Origin of the sequence: Xanthomonas cucurbitae (assembly GCF_002939885.1) — a bacterium.
Classification (GTDB): domain Bacteria; phylum Pseudomonadota; class Gammaproteobacteria; order Xanthomonadales; family Xanthomonadaceae; genus Xanthomonas; species Xanthomonas cucurbitae.
The window spans coordinates 1-18,980 of sequence record NZ_MDED01000018.1; the positions used below are offsets into that span (position 1 = coordinate 1).

The window sequence follows — 18,980 nt, forward strand, 5'->3', positions numbered from 1 at the left end:
CACCACCTTCTGGGATGGCGGGAAGGGACTGTTTCCAAGGCTCAACGCAGCTTCAGGGGCCTCAAGGCACCCACACGAATCCGCGATGAGCCCAAAAAAAAGGCGACGATCTTTCGATCGCCGCCCGCATCATTTACAGCAATGCGCAATTACCAGATCACCACCTGCTTGTCGCCCTGGCGCACCATTGCATCGCCCGGCTTGCACGAGAACGCGGCGGCGAAGGCCGGCATGTTCGACGGTGCACCGATGGCGCGGAAGTTGGCCGGCGCATGCGGGTCGGTCTTCAGGCGCACCACCAGTTCTTCCGGGGTGAAGTTGCGGCGCCACACCGTGGCCCAGTTGAGGAAGAAGCGCTGGTCGCGGGTAATGCCGTCGGTCTTGGGATCGTCCTTGCCAGCGGTGGCAGTCTTCATCGCGTCGTAGGCGGTGTTGAGGCCGCCCAGGTCGGCGATGTTCTCGCCCAGCGTCAGGTCGCCCTTGACCTTGTCGCCTGCTGGCGTGCGGTAGCTGTCGAACTGCGCCACCAGCTTGCCGGTGCGGGCCTTGAACGCGTCCAGGTCCTTCTGCGTCCACCAGCCCGGATCGGGGATGAAGTTGCCATCGGCACCGAAGCGGCTGCCCTGGTCATCGTAGCCGTGGGTCATCTCATGGCCGATCACCGCACCGATCCCGCCGTAGTTCATTTCCTCCGGTGCATCCGGGTCGAAGAACGGCGGCTGCAGGATGGCGGCCGGGAACACGATCTCGTTCTGCAGCGGGTTGTAATAGGCGTTGACCGTCTGCGGGCTCATGCCCCATTCGGTCTTGTCCACCGGCTTGCCGATCTTGGACAGGTTCCACTTGTAGTTGAACTCCTGCGCGGCTCGCACGTTGCCCAGATAGCTGTCGCGGCCAGTGCTCAAGCCGTTCCAGTCGCGCCATTTTTCCGGGTAGCCGATCTTGGGCGTGAAGCTCTCCCACTTGGCGATCGCCTTGGCCTTGGTCTCCGGGCTCATCCAGTCCAGCTTTTCGATGCGGGCCTTCAGCGCGGTGCGCAGATTGGTGACCAGGGTTTCCATCTTGGCCTTGGAATCAGCCGGGAAGGCGACCTTGACGTACATCTGGCCCAGGGTTTCGCCGGCCTGGCCGTTGATGGTGGCCAGCACACGCTTCCAGCGCGGCTTGATTTCCTTCTGCCCGCGCATGGTCTTGTTGTAGAACGCGAAGCTCTCATCCACGAACGGCTGGCTCAGGAACGGCGAAGCGCCATCGACGGCGTGGAAGCGCAGGTAGGCGCGCCAGATGGCCGGGTCGGTGTCGGCGATCATCTTGCTCACTTCCTGGTGGAAGGCCGGGATCGCCAGCGAGAACATCTCCGGCGGAGTGACGCCCTGCGATTTGAAGAACTCGGTCCATGACCAATTCGGCGTCAGCTTGTCGGCCTCGGCCGGGCTGACCGGGTTGTAGGCCAGCTTGGTGTCGCGCGACAGTTCGGTGCTGGTCTTGGAGACCTTGGCCAAGCGGGTTTCGAATGTCACCACCTGCTTGGCCTGCGCGGCGGCATCGGCTGCGGCCACGCCGGAAAGCTCCAGTACCTTGGCGATATGCGCCTGGTAGGCCTCCAGCTTGACCTTGTTGCCGGCGCTGGTGTAGTACTCCGGATCCGGCAGACCCAGCCCGCCCTGCATGGCGTAGGCGATGTTCTGGCTGGACTTCTTGTAGTCCGCCTCGGCGCCAAAGCTGAAGAGTTCGTTGCTGCCCTTGGCAGCGCTGCTGCGCAGGTAGTCCACCAGCTTGGCCTGGTCGCTGATGGCGTCGATGGCGGCCAGTTCCGGCTTCAGCGGCTCGATGCCCTGGGCATTGATCTTGGCCTCGTCCATGCCGGTAGACCATAGGTCGCCGACGATCTTTTCCACGCCGGTGGCGCCGGTGTCGGCGGCGGCCTGTTCGACCAGCTGGTGCTGGATCGCGTTGGAGCGCTCGTCGAGCATCTCGAATGCACCCCAGCTGGTGCGATCGCCCGGCACCGGGTTGGCGGCCAGGAACTTGGCATTGGCGTAGGCATTGAGATCGGTACAGGCGCTGCCGTTGGGGTCCAGATCGGCCGCGGTGAAGCGGTTTACCGCCGGCAGCTTGCTCTGGTCCAGGGTCAGGGTCTTGGCGGCTGCCGGGGTGGTGGCCGCGGCGTCGCCCGCAGCGGCCGCAGGCGCGGCGTCTTCCGGCTTCTTGCAACCGCTCAGCGCGGCAGCCACGGCCAGGGTCAGCGTCAATAGATGAGGTGTTCGGATCACAAAGGCTCCAGGAGCAACAGTCGATTGGGAGGCGCCGTCACAGCGGAGCCGTGCCGGCACTCTACCGTTCTGTACGGCCCGGCGCATGGTGTCGAAGGTCATGGATGAGAGATGCCCATGCCGCCGATCAGGACGCGCGCTGGATAATCGCTGGACGGCCAGCGCATTAGTCGGGTGTAGCGCCGCTGGTGCGGACATGCACGCCGTGCAGCACGCCCAGCACCGCCCGCTGTCGACACCCAAGCGGCAACGGAGAAGGCCGCCATCGAAGCGCAATTGCTGATTTCGGCGAGGCTAGAAAGAGGGCCTCGGCGTGACCGAGGCTCAAAGTCAGTGCCTGTGGATCGACGGAAGCGTCGTTGCGACGCTTCCGTCCCGCATCGATCAGAAGTCGTACGACGCAGTGAGGCGCACGTAGCGCGGAGTATTGTAGTTGTAGGGCTGCAGACCCACACGATAGGTGTTGGACACCACGAACGGAGAGTCTCCTTCGTACACGCCATCGACGCGATTGACCGTGCGGTCGTTGAGGACATTGAAGACCTGCACTCCGACGGCCAGCTTGTGGTCGGCGAACGCAGGACGGTAGCTCAAGCCAAGGTCCAGGTTTTTGATCCAGGGTGTACGGCCTGCATCGCCAGGGCGGGATGGCTCGCCGCCACAGTAATGGTAGCCAGAGCCGTAGCCGATCGGATCGTAGTCGAGCGATTCTGCGTCGGGGCCGCCATAGAAGCCCAGGCAGGTGATAGGTGTGCCGGACATGACGCGCAGTGTCGCCGATGCCATCCATTCCGGATTGATCTGATACGCGCCGAACGCCTTGAGCTGGTGTCGGCGGTCGTTGGCAAGGCTGCCGCCAGCGTAATACATCAATGCTGCAGCATCCCAATCCTGGGTCTTGGATATGTCGGCCTGGCCCAGATCGGACTTCACCTGGCCTTCGGTGTTGCCGTAGCTGTGCGACCAAGTGTAGTCGACGCGGCCGTACCACTTTTCGTTGAAAGGATGTTCCACGAACAAATCGACGGACACGTAGCTGCGTTTGGCCTTGTCGGTGAAACCCCAGTCAGCCTGCGACATCGCAACCTGCGTGGAACCGGAGCCGTTGGTATTGGCCAGGCTGTAGGTATTGGTTTTGCCGGGATTGAACATCACGCAGCCGGGGATACTGACAGTGCTGGAGTCGCCGCCGCTGGCGTCGATCTTGTCTGCGATACGAGCGGTATCGCAGACGTCGTCGATGGCCGCCTGCAGCTTGCGATACGTCACCTTTGCGCCTGAATTCCAGCTTTCACCAAGCGTTTTCTCGAACCCGAGAATGAGTTCGTCCTGGTATTGCGACTGCAGGTCTGTCGGTGCAAATGCATTCGGATCCGGTGCCTGGCCGAACTCGCCATTGCTGGAGACCGGCCCGGGTCCGATCGGACGCAGTCCTGTCGGCTCGCCGTTCGCGTCGATGCCAGTGTAGGCGAAGTACTCGTCGGTGAACGTGGAGGCCGATGCACCGCGGATTGCGACCTGGTTGGGCAGGGCCAGGTAATAACGGCCGAGGTTGGCAAAGACCTTGAGCGAGGAATCGCCGAAGACATCCCAACTGGCGCCGAGGCGCGGGGCCCATTGATCGCCGCTGTCGACATAGGGCACATGATCGCTGTTGAAGTTGGTGAACTGATCATTGCGAATACCTAGCGTCAACAGCCAGTTGTCGTTGACCTGCCAGCGATCTTCCAGATAGTAGGCCTTCTGCTCCACGGCCATGCTGGTGGTGGTAGTGAAGATGCGCTGTTGCGCGTAATAGCCATTGGTTCCCGGGCCGGTCGCACCGACACCCAGAGAGCCGCGAACGGGCGTGACCTCGTCGACAGCGCGGTTGTAGGTCCATTGATACCCGGGGCCGGTGGTCCGAACGCCTTCGTCGTACGCGTTGAAATACATATTGTCCACGCCTGCGGTCAGGTCGTGATTACCAAGCCGATAATTCAACTCGAGCCGCAGGTTGCGGGTTTTGTTGATCGGGTCGTCGGCCTTGGAGCGATTGGTGGCCTGATCGTTGGAAATCGGCGTGCCGCCGGTGATTGCCGGATTTTGCAGGTTCAATCCCGAAATGAATGGCAGCGAAGAAACCAGCGGGTTGAACTGTTGATTGTGCTGAGTACTCCTTCCCCACATGGCGTTCAAGGTCAGGTCGTCGGTGATATAGCCGGTGTACTTGAAGACATCGTAGGTATCTTTGATCTTGAAGGTATCCGGGAACAAGCCCGATGGACCGCCGTCCGACAGGGTGTCGTAGCTGTAATTGTTGAAGGAGCCTGCACGCCGATCGGTGTTCTCGATACGCGTGTACTCCAGGATGTTGCTGTCGTTGATGTTCCAGTCCACCTTGCCGTAGAACTTCGGCGAGCTGTAGTTGTAGTGGTTGCGCCCCTGTGCACTTGCCGCCGTGGCGGTGCTGGTGACTGCGCCGTCGGTTTTGTCGGTTTCGCCAGCCACGAAGATGAACAACTTGTCCTCGATCAACGGGCCGCCTGCGTAAGCGCTGTAGACAGTTCGGCTTTGCACATCGCCCTTGCTGCGGCGGTAAATCGTGCCCGGTAGTTCAGGATCTTCGTAGCGGTAACGCGGATTGGCGTTCAATGTGTTATTGGGGTACCACACATCGCCAGCGGAACTTGCAAGATTTTTCGGTTCCCAGATAGCCTGCGCGCCGAAACGCCACTCATTGGTGCCGCGCTTGCCCAGCTGATTGATGACGCCGCCGGTCGAACGGCCGTACTTGGCGCTGTAACCGCCTGTGTAGGTTTCCTGCTGATCGATTGCGCCATAGGGCAGGCTGACGCCGCCCAGGTTGCTCAAGGGATTGCTGACGTTGAAGCCATTGATGTAATACGCGTTTTCGGTGACGCCGGAACCGCCAAAAGAAACCACCGAGCGCGAGCCGTTGTTGAAGGCACCGCTGCCTGCCACCGCGCCAGGCGCCAGCAACGCAATGGCTTCAGCACTCCGGCCCAGCGGCAGCGTTGCCAGCTGTTCGGAGGTAATGACCGAGCGCGAGCTGGTAGAGGTCACATCGATCTTGGGGACGTTGGCCGCGGTCACGGTGATTGCACCAAGCGTGGTCGCATCGGCGTTGCCGCTCGCAGCACTGGCGCTGGCAAACGAAACCTCGGTGCCCGAACCGACGCGCAGTTGCACGTTCTTGCGGGTGTCGATGACCTGATCGCCACGCTTCAGCGTGACCGTGTAGGCGCCGACCGGCAACGAGCCGAGGTTGTAGCGGCCACTTGCATCGACGGTGATGGTACGGCTGAGACCGGTATCGCTCTGCACGACAATGCTGCTGCCGGCTTCTGCCGGGGCGCTGCCGTAGATGCTGCCGGTGGTGCTCTGTGCGTAGGCTGCGCCGTGGCTGAGGCACGCGCCCAGCACGACGGCCAGGGCGGTGCGTTTGAAGCGTTGGTGGCTTGCTTGCTTGCTCATTGCTGACCTTCTTCAACAGAAACATCGGTTAAGGGGCGGTCGCCTGAAGCTCAGGTGGCCTTAACCCGACCGTAATGAATGTGTGCTGTCGAGCGCAAGCGATTGCGATCATTCATTGCTGAATAAGATTGGATCCGCATCGATGTTGCGTAATTCCGCACAAATGCATGCGCGTATTCGCATCTCGATGAACGGGCTCGAGCATGGTTGCAGTCGTATCAGTTGTTTGGGATACGGATCGGGCCAGTTTCCGTGAATAGCGCGCCACGGTGGACGCGTGCGTCGCCGCAATCGCGCGGTGCGCCATCCAAAACGGGAGAAGCCCCGACAAGCGGGGCTTCGGTACACCAGTGGCGGGAGCGATCAGAACCTGACCGTGGTCCCCATGTAGAAGAATCGACCGACGTTGTCGTACAGCGCCGAGTTGAAATCCGAGCCGAAGTAGTTGCGCGGCGGGTCCTTGTCGAAGGCATTGTCGATGCCCAGGTAGACGTCGATCTCAGAGCCGGGGAATTGATAGCCGAACTGGAAGTTGTGGTAGGTGTACGAGCCGTTCTTGATCGTGCTGGCCGAACCCGGGTTGCTGTTGTAGCTCTCCGGGGTCACGCGCAGGTTGCCGTCCACATAGTTCATGTCCCAGGAGGCACGCCATTCCTTCCAGTTGTACTTGGTCTGGAACTGCGCACGCCAGCGCGGGTCGGTCACGTAGGTCACGTACTCGTCGTACTCGGCCGGGAAGTCCTGGAACACCCATTCGCGCGACTGGATCAGCCGGGTGCCGACCAGACGCAGCACGGTGTTGCCTTCGCCGATCTGGAAGCGGTAATCCATCTCCAGATCCACGCCCACGCGGCGTGAGCGGGCCAGGTTCTCGTTGAGCGCCTGCCAGCCGGTGATGCTGTGCTCCGGATAGATGCGGCCCTGCGGATCGGTGAAGCCGCCCAGCGGGGCGCGCTGCACGAAGCCGCAGAAGCTGTTGTTGATGCCGCCGGGGTTGTCCACGCAACGGGTGGCGTTGGTTTCGGCCGTCACTGCGCCGATGGCGTCGCGCAGGTCGATGCGCCAATAGTCGATCGACATGCCGAAACCTTCGAAGAACTCCGGCTGCCACACCAGTCCATACGACAGGCTGCGCGCGCGTTCGGGCTTGAGATCGGGATTGCCGCCGCTGACGCCCGGGCGGGTGGCGGTATAGGTGTCGATCCAGCCCACCGGAATGCCCAGCGCACTGCAGTTGGCCTGCCGCAGTGCCACGTCGCCAGCGGTGCCCGGGCGGTTGATGTTGGTGGGCAGATAGTTGCAGGGATCGTTGATGGTGGCGAAATTCTCGCTCTGCGAGTCGTACAGCTCGCCGATGCTGGGTGCGCGGACGGCCTGCGCCAGGGTGCCGCGCAGGCGCAATGACGGAATGATGGTCCAGTCCAGACCAACGTTCCAGGTCTTGGTCGAGCCGATGCTGCTGTAGTCCGAATAGCGCCCTGCCACATCCAGCGCCAGGCGATCCACGCCCGGCAGGCCGGCCAGCAGCGGGATGGTGCTCTCCACGAATACTTCCTTGACGTTGTATTCGCCGCCGCTGTTGGGGATGGCGTTGAGGAAGGTCACACCGGACGCTGCCAGCGGATCGGTGATCTCCTCGCTTTGCTCCTTGCGGTATTCCACGCCACCGGCGATGCCGATGTCGCCGGCCGGCAACGACAACAGGCTGCTGTTGGCGACCGATGCGTTGAACACCGTCTGCTGGATCTTGGCCTGCGAGCGTGCGGTGCTGTTGAACCAGGCGGCGGCTTCGGGCGTGACCGCGCCATTGCCGAAGATGCTGAAGGGCACGCAGCCTTCGCGCGCCAGCGCCGAGTACACACGGCCGGTGTTGGGGTTGACTGCGGTCGGGTCCAGCGTGGTGCGGCAGACGATAGTGCCGCTGGCGTCGCGCGCGGCGTCGATGCCGGCCTGCCAACGCTCGTTGATGCGGTTGTTGAGGTTGCGCCTGTCGATGGTGGTCTTGCCATAGTTGGCCGAGACGTCGTAGGTCCAGTTGTCGGTGAAGTTGCCTTCGGCGCCGAGCACGGCGCGGTAGGTCTTGCGCTCGATGTTCTCGCCACGGCGGCCGGCATCGACGTTGAAGCGGTTCATCAGGAGTTGCGTGGCGCCACGCGAATCCATCAATGCGCCGAGTTGGGGGCTGACGTACGGGTTTTGCCGGCGCACGCGCAGCGAGCTGTCGAAGGTGGGTTGGCCGAAGAACTCCGAATCGGTCTCGCTGTACTTGCCTTCGAAGAACAGGCGATGGTTCTGGCTCAGCTCGAAATTCACCATCGTGTTGAGGCTCTTGCGATCGAAACCCGGCTGCAGGTCGGCCACGGCATTGAGATCGACGAAGTCGCAATCCACGCAGGCGGTGTTGCTCACCACGGTGCCGCCGTAGCGGTTGCGACGGAAGCTGCCGTCGGGGTCGAACAGGTAGCGGTTGCCGTAGGTGGCCGGATTGCGGAAGTCGAACGTGCCCAGGTTGAAGGTGCCGCCGTAGGACGTGGAATGGTTGCCGCCGGGGCCGCTCAGTACGTTCTGTGGATTGCGCTCGCTCGGCGGCCGGGTAGGGTCGAAGTTGGGGTTTTGTACGCTGATGAGGTACTCGCGGCCGATGGCGCGGTTGCCTCGGCCAAAGCGGTCCTGCGTGCTGTATTCGGCCGACACCGCGACATTGCCGCGGCCTTCGGCGAAGTCGGTACCGGCGGAAAAGCTGGCAAACGAACGGTTGTAGTTGCCTTCGTCGGCCAGGCCGGTCTGTGCACGGGTTTCGAAGCCGGTGAAGGATTTCTTGAGGATGAAGTTCACCACGCCGGCCACCGCGTCGGCCCCGTATACCGCCGAGGCGCCACCGGTGATGACTTCCACGCGCTCGACCCATTCCACCGGGATGGTATTGACGTCCACTGCGGTCGCGCCGGGGCTGGAGCCGACATGGCGGCGGCCGTTGACCAGTACCAGGGTGCGATCGGTCCCCATGCCACGCAGGTCGAGCAGGCCCAGGCCGGCGGTACCGATGAAACGGGTGGAGTTACCCAGGGTGAAGGTCGGCGCCAGCGCCGGCATGCGTGCCATCAGGTCGCTGATGGTGGTGGCGCCGGTGGCGCGGATCTCTTCGGCGCTGATCGCGGTGACGGGGGACGGGGTGACGAAGCCGGTACGCGCGATGCGAGAGCCGGTGACCGAGACCTTGTCCAGGTCGGTGGTGCCGGGAGCCACGCCATTTTCCGTCTGCGCGGCGAGGTGGCCGGCGGGAGCCAGAAGCGCGGTCAGCAGTGCGGCGCTCAGGCGATGACGACGATCAGGCGATGACGACGATCAGGGGTCTGGGGACGACTCGACATGATGTGCTGATTCCTTGCAGGGATGCGATGCGAAGCAGTCGCGCTCACTGAGCGGCGGCTGAACTGAGCATCGAACGTAACAATTCCTTAATCGTGTGTCCATCTTTGTGAAATGTAGCACTGTCTGACACAGATGCCGGTCGCAACGGCGCCGGTGGCCGGCGCCATTGCCGAGTCGGCCGCTGCAGTGGCAGCCGGTACACTGGGCGTCTTTTTCGGCGGCTAGCGCAGGCGTATGGGCGCCGGTGGCGGTTGCGCAAGATGAACTGGATCGGACGATGGAAACGATGACGACAGGCAGGTGGGGCACGCCCGCTCGTGCCGCACGCGGTGGACGCACATGAGCGGCGAACGCAGGATCGCCGCGCATGCGGTACAGGGCGCGCTGGCGCCGCATCCGCGGATTCGCAATGTGATCGCCGTGGGGTCGGGCAAGGGCGGGGTGGGCAAGTCGACCACGGCGGTGAACCTGGCGCTGGCCTTGCAGCGGCAAGGTGCCCGCGTGGGCGTGCTGGATGCCGATATCTATGGTCCCAGCGTGCCGGCCATGCTGGGCCTGAGTGGGCGCCCGGACAGTCCGGACAACAAGTCGATCAAGCCGTTGCGCGCGTTCGGGATCGAGGCGATGTCGATCGGCCTGCTGGTTGACCAGGACACCCCGATGATCTGGCGCGGGCCAATGGCGACTTCCGCGCTGACCCAGTTGTTCAACGACACCCTGTGGGACGACCTGGACTACCTGCTGATCGATCTGCCACCGGGTACCGGCGACATCCAGCTGACGCTGTCGCAGAAGATTCCGGTGGCCGGGGCGGTGATCGTCACCACCCCGCAGGACATTGCCACGCTGGATGCGCGTAAAGCCTTGAAGATGTTTGAAAAGGTGGAGGTGCCGGTGCTGGGCATCGTCGAGAACATGGCGGTGCATACCTGCAGCCACTGCGGGCATCGCGAGCATCTGTTCGGCGAAGGCGGCGGCGAGCGCATGGCGGCGCAGTACGGGGTGCCGTTGCTGGGATCGCTGCCGCTGGAGATCGGCATCCGCGAGCAAGGCGATGCGGGCCGGCCGATCGTGGTGGCGGCGCCGGAGTCGGTGGCGGCGCAGGCCTATCTGGCGGCAGCCAGGCGCTTGTCGGAAGAGCTGGGCAAGCGCCCGCGCGCCAGCATCCCGATCTCGGCCTCCTTGCTCTAGCCGCTCGGCCGGCCGTCACCGGCGGCCGCTGCTAGAATTCGCCGTCTTTCGCGCGGGCCGCCCGGCCTGCCGCCTCCCGTCTTCAAGGAACACCGCATGAGCATCAAGAGCGACCGCTGGATCAAGCGCATGGCCGAACAGCACGCGATGATCGAGCCGTTCGAACCCGGCCAGATCAAGCACGATGCCGCCGGGCAGCGCATCGTCAGCTTCGGCACGTCCAGCTATGGCTACGACGTGCGCTGCTCGCGCGAATTCAAGATCTTCACCAACATCAACTCGACCATTGTCGATCCCAAGCATTTCGATCCGGGCAGCTTTGTCGATATCGAATCGGACGTCTGCATCATCCCGCCGAACAGCTTCGCACTGGCGCGCACGGTGGAATACTTCCGCATCCCGCGCGATACGCTGGTGGTGTGCCTGGGCAAGAGCACCTACGCGCGCTGCGGCATCATCGTCAACGTGACGCCGCTGGAGCCGGAATGGGAGGGCCATGTCACCCTGGAGTTCAGCAATACCACGCCGCTGCCGGCGCGCATCTATGCCAACGAAGGTGTGGCGCAGATGCTGTTCTTCCAGTCTGACGAGGTGTGCGAAACCTCGTACAAGGATCGCGGTGGCAAGTACCAGGGCCAGACCGGGGTGACCTTGCCGCGGACCTGATGGCCTGGAGTGGTGGCATCCCGCTGTTGCAGGCGGTTGGCCGGGTTGGGCGCCTGGGGCTCAGTCCGCCGCCAGCCCACGCTGGCGGTAACGGACCAACTGGTGAATGCCACCCCAGATCAGCATCAACGGCCACCAGGCGGCGATCAGCTCGCCCAGGTTCATGCGGGTCAGGCCGAGGTTGTTGAGCAGGAACAACCCGCCCAGGACGATTAGAAACAGGCCGGGAATCAGTCGTTGCATGGCAATGTCCTCGTTGGGTGTGAGGCCATATTGCGCCTGCCGCGCCCGGCCATCAGGTGCCTGACGTCAGCGATTGCGGATGACAGTCGTCATATCGGGCCGCTGCCGGCTGCCTGCCTGTGCGACACGCATGGCGCAGGGACGGGTGGCCGACGAGAGCTGCATGGTCGAACGGAGCACCTCCAGCGCAAGCACACCGCTCTGACGATTCCCCAATCCCGACTCCCGATTCCCGCCCCATCTACTTCCCGCGCCCGAACAGCATCCCAACCCCGCAGGCCACCAGCGCTGCCGGCCACCAGGTGGCGATCAGCCGGCCGAGGCTGAGGTTGGTCCAGCCCAGGTTGTTGGCCAGGAACAGCAGGCCGACGAGGATCAGGATCAGTGCGGCGACGACATTGGATTTCATGCGAGACAGGCAGTTGGCGAACGGGCGTCTATCGTAGCCGCTGCGCCCACGCAGCGACACGCTGTTGCAGGGCGTCGGGGGCGAAGCGCTGCGCACTGCCGCTGCCCCACACCGGCCCCGGCCAGGCGGCATCGCCGGGATGGCGGCCGACCAGGTGCACATGCAGCTGGCGCACGATATTGCCCAGCGCGCCGAGATTGAGCTTGCTCACTGCCGGCTCCACGCGCAGCAGGTGCGAGAGCTGGTTGATCTCGGCCAGCAACAGGCGCTGCTGGCCGCCGTCCAGGTCGATCCATTCACTGGCATCGGCCACCCGCGGCACCAGCACCAGCCAGGGGAAGCGGATGTCGTCCATCAGCCGCACCTGCGACAGCGGCCCGTCGGCGACGAACACGCTATCGGCCGCCAGGCGCGCATCGAGCTGGAAACCGGCGGCCGCCGGCGACGGCGCGTTCATCCCAGGTGCGCCTGGAAGAAGTCCAGGGTGCGCTCCAGTGCCCGCTCGGCGCTGTCGGCGTGGTAGTGGTTCGGGTCGATGCGGCGATTGAAGGCGTGGCCGGTGGGATACACGAAAGTTTCCATCTGCGGCAGCTTCTCGCGGTGGGCCTGGATCGCCTCCGGCGGAATGCTGGCGTCCCGCTCGCCGAAGTGGAACATCACCGGCGCCTTGGGCGTTTCGTCCAGCAGTTGGGTGTTGCGGCCGCCGTAGTAGCTCACCGAGGGTAGCCCCAGGCGGATGGCCGACAGCAGCGCCACCGAACCGCCCCAGCAATAGCCGACCGTGCCTACCTTGCCGGCGCGGGTCAGCAGCGTGGCGGCGGATTTCACCACCTCCACCGCGCGTTCCAGGCCCACCGCATCGGCCAAGGCCAGGCCACGCTGGACGCTTTCCTGGTCGTAGGGCAGCTGCACGTCCTTTTCTTCCAGGTCGAAGAAGGCCGGTGCCAGCACCTCGTAGCCGCGCGCGGCGTAGTCGTCGGCCACTGCACGGATATGTTCGTTGACGCCGAAGATTTCCTGGATGACCACCAGGCCGCCGCGCGGGCTGGAGGCGGGGGTGGCATGCCAGGCGGCAACCTGGCCGTCGGGGGTGTCGAGCGTGGTCCAGTGACCCATGGAATTTCCTGATGCATGGTGGGGGAGGCGCGCATTATCGACCGGACCGGCATCGTGAAAAGTGAGGGTTTCGCAAAGCCGGCCGGGCCGGCGAGGCGCGGCGGTTCAGAGCGCTGCCCGCACGCCGCTATAATTGGCCCTGCCCAGGCCCCAGGCCGCTCCGTTCCCAGGCTCCTGCTTCCATGTCCCAGCTGAACCCCAAAGTCGGCTTCGTCAGCCTTGGCTGCCCGAAGGCGCTCGTCGATTCCGAACGCATCCTCACCCAGCTGCGCGTGGAGGGCTACGACATTGTGCCCAGCTACGACGCCGCCGACGTGGTGGTGGTCAATACCTGCGGCTTCATCGATTCGGCGGTGACCGAATCGCTGGATGCCATCGGCGAGGCGATGAATGCCAACGGCAAGGTCATCGTCACCGGCTGCCTGGGCAAGCGCCCGGAGCAGATTCGCGAGGCCTACCCGCAGGTGCTGGCGGTGTCCGGCCCGCAGGACTACCAGAGCGTGATGGAAGCGGTGCACGCAGCGCTGCCGCCGCGTCACGACCCGTTCGTGGATCTGGTGCCCGACTACGGCATCAAGCTGACCCCGCGGCATTACGCGTACCTCAAGATTTCCGAAGGCTGCAACCATCGCTGCAGCTTCTGCATCATCCCGTCCATGCGCGGTGATCTGGCTTCGCGCCCGGTGGACGATGTGCTGCGCGAGGCCGAGCGGCTGGTGCGTGGTGGGGTCAAGGAACTGCTGGTGGTGTCGCAGGACACCTCTGCTTACGGCGTGGACTTGAAGTACGCCGAGCGCCCGTGGCGCGACCGCATGTACCAGACCCGCATGAAGGCGTTGTGCGAAGGTTTGTCGGAGCTGGGCGTGTGGACGCGCCTGCATTACGTGTACCCGTACCCGCACGTGGACGACGTGATCCCGCTGATGGCCGAAGGCAAGCTGCTGCCGTATCTGGACATCCCGTTCCAGCACGCGAGTCCGCGCATCCTCAAGCTGATGAAGCGGCCCGGCGCGGTGGAGAAGACGCTGGAGCGCGTGCAGCGCTGGAAGGCGATGTGCCCGGAGATCACGGTGCGCTCGACCTTCATCGTCGGTTTCCCCGGCGAAACCGATGCCGAGTTCGAATCGCTGCTGGAGTTCCTGGACCAGGCGCAGCTGGATCGCGTCGGCGCGTTCGCGTATTCGCCGGTGGACGGCGCCAGCGCCAACGCGTTGCCCGACCCGGTGCCGGAAGCAGTGAAGCAGGAGCGGCTGGCGCGCTTCATGGCCCGGCAGGCGGAGATTTCCGCCGCGCGGCTGGACGCCAAGATCGGCAGCGTGCAGCAATGCCTGGTCGACCTGATCGAAGACGATATCGCCGTGGCGCGTTCGCGCGCCGATGCGCCGGAGATCGATGGCCTGGTGCATATCCAGAACGGCGGCGAGCTTGGCCTGAAGGTCGGCGACCTGGTCGATGTGGAGATCACCGACAGCGACGAACACGACCTGTTCGGCGATGCATTGCCGGCCAATGTCGCGATCCAGCAAGGGCGGTCGTTGAACCTGCAGATGGTGTGATTGGCCCCGGCTGGTGCGCGTCGCTCGGTAGGAGCGCACCTGTGCGCGATGAGGCGTTATCGATAAGGCTCCATCGCGCACAAGCGCGCTCCTACACGTCAGCAGGTTGGGATCAGCTGCCTACTGGCTGCCGTATTCCACCGACACCACCACGAAGCTATGTCTGCCGGCCGGCAACTGCGCCTCGAACGCGTCGTCCACGCGCTTTTTCAATAGCGCGCGGGCCAGCGGCGAATCGATGCTGATCCAGCCGCGCGCGGCGTCGGTTTCGTCCGGGCCGACGATGCGATAGCGCAGCAGCTCGCCGCTGTCGGCGTCTTCCAGCGCCACCTGCGCACCGAAGAACACCGCCTGCGGGTCGGTGGGCGCGGTGTCCACCACCCGCAGCGCTTCCAGGCGCTTGCTCAGGTAACGCACCCGGCGGTCGATCTCGCCGAGCTGCTTCTTGCGGTAGGTGTATTCGGCATTTTCCGATCGGTCGCCCTCGGCGGCGGCGGCGGCCAGTGCACGCACCACTTCTGGCCGACGCACGCGCCACAGCTCTTCCAGCTCGGCCTTCAGGCGGGCATGCCCTTCGGCTGTAATCAACGCGGTGCTTTTTTCGGCAGGTGGGCGCCAGCGGCTCATTGGCGGGTGGGGGAAGCAATGGCGGGCAGCGATGCTAGCGCGCCCGGCGTGCAGGCGCATCTGTCGCTGCACCGCCAGGCGTGCGGCCATGCCCGGGCGCGGGTGGCGGCAGGTGGAAGATGCGCCTGCATCAGCTTCGCGCGCGCCAGATCACCCCCGAGAGACGCGTGTGTGGCCCTTGGTCGTGCTCAACGCCTTCCACCAAAGATGCCGCCCAACAGGCTGCGCACAATCTGCTGCCCGATCTTGCTGCCGATGGTGCGCGAGGTCTGCTTGGCCATGGTTTCCAGCATGCCCTGGCGGCGGCCGGTGCCGAACACGGCGTCCTTGACCGCCTTGCCGAAGCCGCTGTCCTGCGCGTCCTCTTCCTCGCGGGTGTGGGCGGGTGGGGCAGCGGTCTGGGTGGCGACCTGTTCGACGCGGCGTGCCAGCCGTTCGGCGGCCGATTCGCGGTTGATGGCCGTGTCGTAGCGCGTGCCGACCGGGCTGGTCGCGTGCACCTGTGCGCGTTCGGGCGCGCTGATGGCCCCCATGCGGCAACGCGGCGGGGCGATCAGGGTCTGCTGCACCGGTGCCGGCACGCCCTTGCCCTGCAAGGGCGACACCAGTGCTTCGCCGGTGCCGAGGCTGGAAATGGCGCTGGCCACATCGAGCCTGGGATTGGCCACGAAGGTTTGCGCCGCGGTCTTGACCGCCTTCTGGTCGCGCGGCGTATAGGCGCGCAGTGCGTGCTGCACCCGGTTGCCGAGCTGGCCGAGGATGGTGTCGGGGATGTCATCGGGAAACTGGGAACAGAAGTAGATGCCCACGCCCTTGGAGCGGATCAGCCGCACCACCTGTTCGATACGCTGCACCAGCGCGGCCGGCGCATCGTCGAACAGCAGGTGTGCCTCGTCGAACACGAACACCAGCTTGGGCTGTTCCAGGTCGCCCACTTCCGGCAAGCCCTCGAACAGCTCGGACAACAGCCACAGCAGGAAGGTGGAATACAGCTTCGGCTTGAGCACCAGTTGGTTGGCCGCCAGGATGCCGATCACGCCGCGGCCGTCCGGCGCCACGCGCATCAGCTCGGCCAGCTCCAGTGCCGGTTCGCCGAAGAACTGCTCGCCGCCGTCCTGCGACAGCCGCAGCAGTGCGCGCTGGATCGCGGCCACCGACTGCGCCGACACCAGCCCGTAACTGGTGGACAACTCCTTGCGTTCTTCCACCACCAGCGCCAGCAGCGCACGCAGGTCGTCCAGATCCAGCAGCAACAGGCCGCGGTCGTCGGCGAGCTTGAACACGATGTCCAGCACGCCGGACTGGGTGTCGTTGAGTTCCAGGATGCGCGCGAGCAGGATGGGGCCCATCTCGCTCACGGTGGTACGCACCGGGTGACCGAGCTGGCCATACAAATCCCAGAACACCACCGGGCTGGCGACCGGCGCGTAGTCGGCAATGCCCACATCCGTGGCGCGCTGCAGCACGCCGGGCGCGCCATCGCCGGCCACCGCCAGCCCGGCCACGTCGCCCTTCACGTCGGCCAGGAACACCGGCACCCCCAGCCGCGAGAAGCCTTCGGCCAGGGTCATCAGCGTCACCGTCTTGCCGGTGCCGGTGGCGCCGGCCACCAGACCATGCCGATTGCCGAAGCGCGCTTCGAGCATGACCGGGATGCCGTCGGTGACGCCTTTGCCGAGCAGGAACGAGGCCATTGCACAGATCCGATGGGGAAAGACCGGATTCTAGCGGGCAACCTCGCCAGGCCAACGTGGCCTGCGATGAATGGAAGGGCCGATGCGGCCTCGGCAGGACCGGGTCGCGTCCCGGGGCGCCCGGCTCCGTGACCCACCCGCCGAACCCTGCGCTTCCCGGGCCGTCGCCGCGCCCGGCCTGCTCGCCAAGCTAACGGGCCACTGACCCTGGGCGCTGCCGCGCCTTGCCCCGGTGTTGCCCCGGCGGCTACCCTGCCAGCCTTTCCGCTGTCCTGCCGACGATGCCGCTCGCTCATTCTGGTTTGCGCCCATGGCCCGTGCTGGCCGTGCTGGCGCTGTTGTCCCTCGCTCCTGCCGCCCAGGCCCTGTCCAAGCGCGATACCGAAAAAGTCGCCGTGCTGGACGCACGCATGGCCGCCGCGGAGAAGCGCTACCGCGATGCGTTGGTACTGGTGAACAACGCCGACCCCAAGGGCACCGCCGAAGGCGACGCCGCGCTGGAGGACATGGAGGACGTGATCGACGCCTGCATCAAGCAGCGCGGTTGCCTGGTCGCCAACCAGCTGGCCACTTACAAGCGCCTGCTCAAGGCACGCGCCGATGCCGAAGCGCCCGCAGCGCAAGACCCGGAAGACGACGACACCTTGCTGCAGGCCGATCCGGATCATCTCGGTCCGGCCGCCAACGGCGTGCCCGAGGCCGCGCGTGCGGCCTCGTTGCTCAACGACCAGCGCCACGCCTTCGACAGGATGGTGCAGTACAACCCGGCGGTGCAGGCCGGCATCCGCCGTTGGTTGACCGACATGCGGCCGGCGCTGATGACCAGCTACGAGAACTACAGCAACCTGCGCGGGGTGATGTGGCCGGAATGGCAGAAGCGCGGCCTGCCCGAGGCGCTGCTGTTCGGCATCATGGCCAAGGAATCCAATGGCAAGGTGCACGCCAACTCGCGTGCCGGTGCGGCCGGGCTGATGCAGTTCATGCCCGCCACCGGCCGGCGTTTCGGGCTGGGCCCGGACGGCACCGGTTTCGACACCCGTTTCGATGCGCGTAGCGCAGCCGAAGCCAGCGCCGCCTATCTCAACGAGCGCATGGCCGGGCTCAACCGCAGCATCGAGCTGGCGCTGGCCGCCTACAACGGCGGCGAAGGGCGCGCGGCGCGCGTGTTCGCGCAGTCCGGTGGGCGCGGCTTCTGGGAGCAGGACGTCTACAACCAGTTCCCGGCCGAAACCAAGGACTACGTGCCGATGGTGATTGCCGCAGCGTGGATTTTCCTGCACCCACGCCGGTACGGCGTGGACTTCGCCAAGCTCGACGCGCAACCGGCCACCATCAAGCTGGCCAAGTCGACCACCATCTACGAGCTCACCATCTGCCTGGGCGGCATGGGCACGCGCGATGGCTACATGCGCGCGCTGCGCAACCTCAACCCGCGCTACGAACCCGATGGCTGGATGCCCGCCGGCACCGTCATCAATGCCACCAACCGCATTGCCAGCCTGTACACGCGCTATTGCATCAACGGCCCGCGCGCGGACCTGGCGCGCACCCTCATCACCGCCGATCTCAACAGCGCGATTGTCCGTAGCAGCAGCGCCACCGAATACATCCCCAGCGTGGCGGTGGGCGATGTCAGCCCGATGGCTGGCGTGCCGACCACCGTGGCGACAGGCCAGCCGGCGATCGCCAAGCCCAAGGTCAGGCAGGCGCGCAGCTACACCATCGCCAAGGGCGACACGCTGGGCCGGGTGGCGCAGAAGTACCAGTGCGAGATCAAGACGCTGGCCAAGGCCAACGGCCTGAAGGCACCGTCGTATGCGCTCAAGCCGGGGCAGAGTATCAAGCTGGCAGGGTGCGATCGCTGACCTGGCGCGGCCGTTACCGCATCGGCGAACTGCGCCGGGTCGCGCTGGCGCACGTAACGTCGCCGGGAATGCCCTGTCGCGGCCAGGTCCGCTCCTACGAGAGCGGTGCGTCCAGGTTGCCGTAGGAGCGGACCCGGCCGCGACGAAGTCGTCCCCGTAGCCTGGTCGTGAGCAATGTGTTCTCAAGCTGAGCCTGGCGGAAGACGACGTGCATGGCTGCACCACGCGTCGTCGGGAATGCACTGTCGCGGCCAGGTCCGCTCCTAAGAGAGCGGTGCGTCCAGGTTGCCGTAGGAGCGGACCCGGCCGCGACGAAGCCGTCCCCGTAGCCTGGTCGTGAGCAGCGTGTTCTCAATCTGAGCCTAACGAAGACGACGTGCATGGCTGCACCACGCGCCGCCGGGAATGCCCTGTCGCGGCCATGTCCGCTCCTACGAGAGCGGTGCGTCCAGGTTGCCGTAGGAGCGGACCCGGCCGCGACGAAGCCGTCC

13 protein-coding genes are annotated in these 18,980 nt (G+C 65.0%); 4 read left to right on the plus strand and 9 right to left on the minus strand.

From position 1 onward, the window contains the following. Window positions 1-149: 149 nt before the first annotated feature. The 3 genes from XcuCFBP2542_RS10900 to XcuCFBP2542_RS10910 form a co-directional block, all read right to left on the minus strand. Entirely contained in the window at window positions 150-2,252 is a 2,103-nt protein-coding gene (locus XcuCFBP2542_RS10900; protein ID WP_104603598.1) for a M13 family metallopeptidase, read from the minus strand. Window positions 2,253-2,657: 405 nt separating this feature from the next. Continuing rightward, window positions 2,658-5,750: a TonB-dependent receptor gene (locus XcuCFBP2542_RS10905; protein ID WP_104603599.1), complete on the minus strand. Its 3,093-nt coding sequence runs from the start codon at window positions 5,748-5,750 to the stop codon at window positions 2,658-2,660. A 363-nt stretch (window positions 5,751-6,113) separates the two neighbouring features. Beyond that, entirely contained in the window at window positions 6,114-9,065 is a 2,952-nt protein-coding gene (locus XcuCFBP2542_RS10910) for a TonB-dependent receptor plug domain-containing protein (protein ID WP_104603600.1), read from the minus strand. A 396-nt stretch (window positions 9,066-9,461) separates the two neighbouring features. On the opposite strand from XcuCFBP2542_RS10910, the gene apbC reads away from it, so the two are divergent. Then, the gene (gene apbC, locus XcuCFBP2542_RS10915) at window positions 9,462-10,313 is read left to right on the plus strand and encodes an iron-sulfur cluster carrier protein ApbC (protein ID WP_104603601.1); all 852 of its coding nucleotides are present in this window, start codon (window positions 9,462-9,464) and stop codon (window positions 10,311-10,313) included. A 96-nt stretch (window positions 10,314-10,409) separates the two neighbouring features. Continuing rightward, window positions 10,410-10,979 carry a dCTP deaminase gene (gene dcd, locus XcuCFBP2542_RS10920; RefSeq protein ID WP_010366727.1) on the plus strand — a complete coding sequence of 190 codons (570 nt, stop codon included), beginning with the start codon at window positions 10,410-10,412 and terminating at the stop codon, window positions 10,977-10,979. Window positions 10,980-11,039: 60 nt separating this feature from the next. Here dcd and XcuCFBP2542_RS10925 read toward each other — a convergent pair whose 3' ends face one another. From XcuCFBP2542_RS10925 to XcuCFBP2542_RS10940, 4 genes are all read right to left on the minus strand, one after another. After that, window positions 11,040-11,222 carry a LiaF transmembrane domain-containing protein gene (locus tag XcuCFBP2542_RS10925; RefSeq protein WP_104603602.1) on the minus strand — a complete coding sequence of 61 codons (183 nt, stop codon included), beginning with the start codon at window positions 11,220-11,222 and terminating at the stop codon, window positions 11,040-11,042. A gap of 241 nt (window positions 11,223-11,463) precedes the next feature. Beyond that, complete coding sequence (locus XcuCFBP2542_RS10930) at window positions 11,464-11,631, minus strand: LiaI-LiaF-like domain-containing protein (protein WP_042598366.1); 168 nt, start codon at window positions 11,629-11,631, stop codon at window positions 11,464-11,466. Window positions 11,632-11,659: 28 nt separating this feature from the next. Further along, the gene (locus XcuCFBP2542_RS10935) at window positions 11,660-12,088 is read right to left on the minus strand and encodes an HIT domain-containing protein (protein WP_104603603.1); all 429 of its coding nucleotides are present in this window, start codon (window positions 12,086-12,088) and stop codon (window positions 11,660-11,662) included. Next, on the minus strand, window positions 12,085-12,747 hold the full coding sequence (locus XcuCFBP2542_RS10940; RefSeq protein ID WP_104603604.1) for a dienelactone hydrolase family protein: 663 nt from the start codon (window positions 12,745-12,747) through the stop codon (window positions 12,085-12,087). The genes XcuCFBP2542_RS10935 and XcuCFBP2542_RS10940 overlap by 4 nt, the downstream gene beginning before the upstream one ends. 182 nt (window positions 12,748-12,929) lie before the next feature. Between XcuCFBP2542_RS10940 and rimO the strand changes: the two genes are divergently transcribed. Next, on the plus strand, window positions 12,930-14,303 hold the full coding sequence (gene rimO / locus XcuCFBP2542_RS10945; protein ID WP_104603605.1) for a 30S ribosomal protein S12 methylthiotransferase RimO: 1,374 nt from the start codon (window positions 12,930-12,932) through the stop codon (window positions 14,301-14,303). A gap of 120 nt (window positions 14,304-14,423) precedes the next feature. Here the strand turns inward: rimO and greB are convergent, their stop codons facing one another. Beyond that, on the minus strand, window positions 14,424-14,930 hold the full coding sequence (greB, locus tag XcuCFBP2542_RS10950) for a transcription elongation factor GreB (RefSeq protein WP_104603606.1): 507 nt from the start codon (window positions 14,928-14,930) through the stop codon (window positions 14,424-14,426). A 188-nt stretch (window positions 14,931-15,118) separates the two neighbouring features. Next, complete coding sequence (locus XcuCFBP2542_RS10955) at window positions 15,119-16,624, minus strand: helicase HerA-like domain-containing protein (protein ID WP_104603607.1); 1,506 nt, start codon at window positions 16,622-16,624, stop codon at window positions 15,119-15,121. A 281-nt stretch (window positions 16,625-16,905) separates the two neighbouring features. Here XcuCFBP2542_RS10955 and XcuCFBP2542_RS10960 point away from each other — a divergent pair, with 281 nt between their 5' ends. Beyond that, window positions 16,906-18,489, plus strand: coding sequence for a transglycosylase SLT domain-containing protein (locus tag XcuCFBP2542_RS10960; protein ID WP_104603608.1), 1,584 nt, complete (start codon window positions 16,906-16,908; stop codon window positions 18,487-18,489). The last annotated feature ends 491 nt before the right edge of the window (window positions 18,490-18,980 follow it).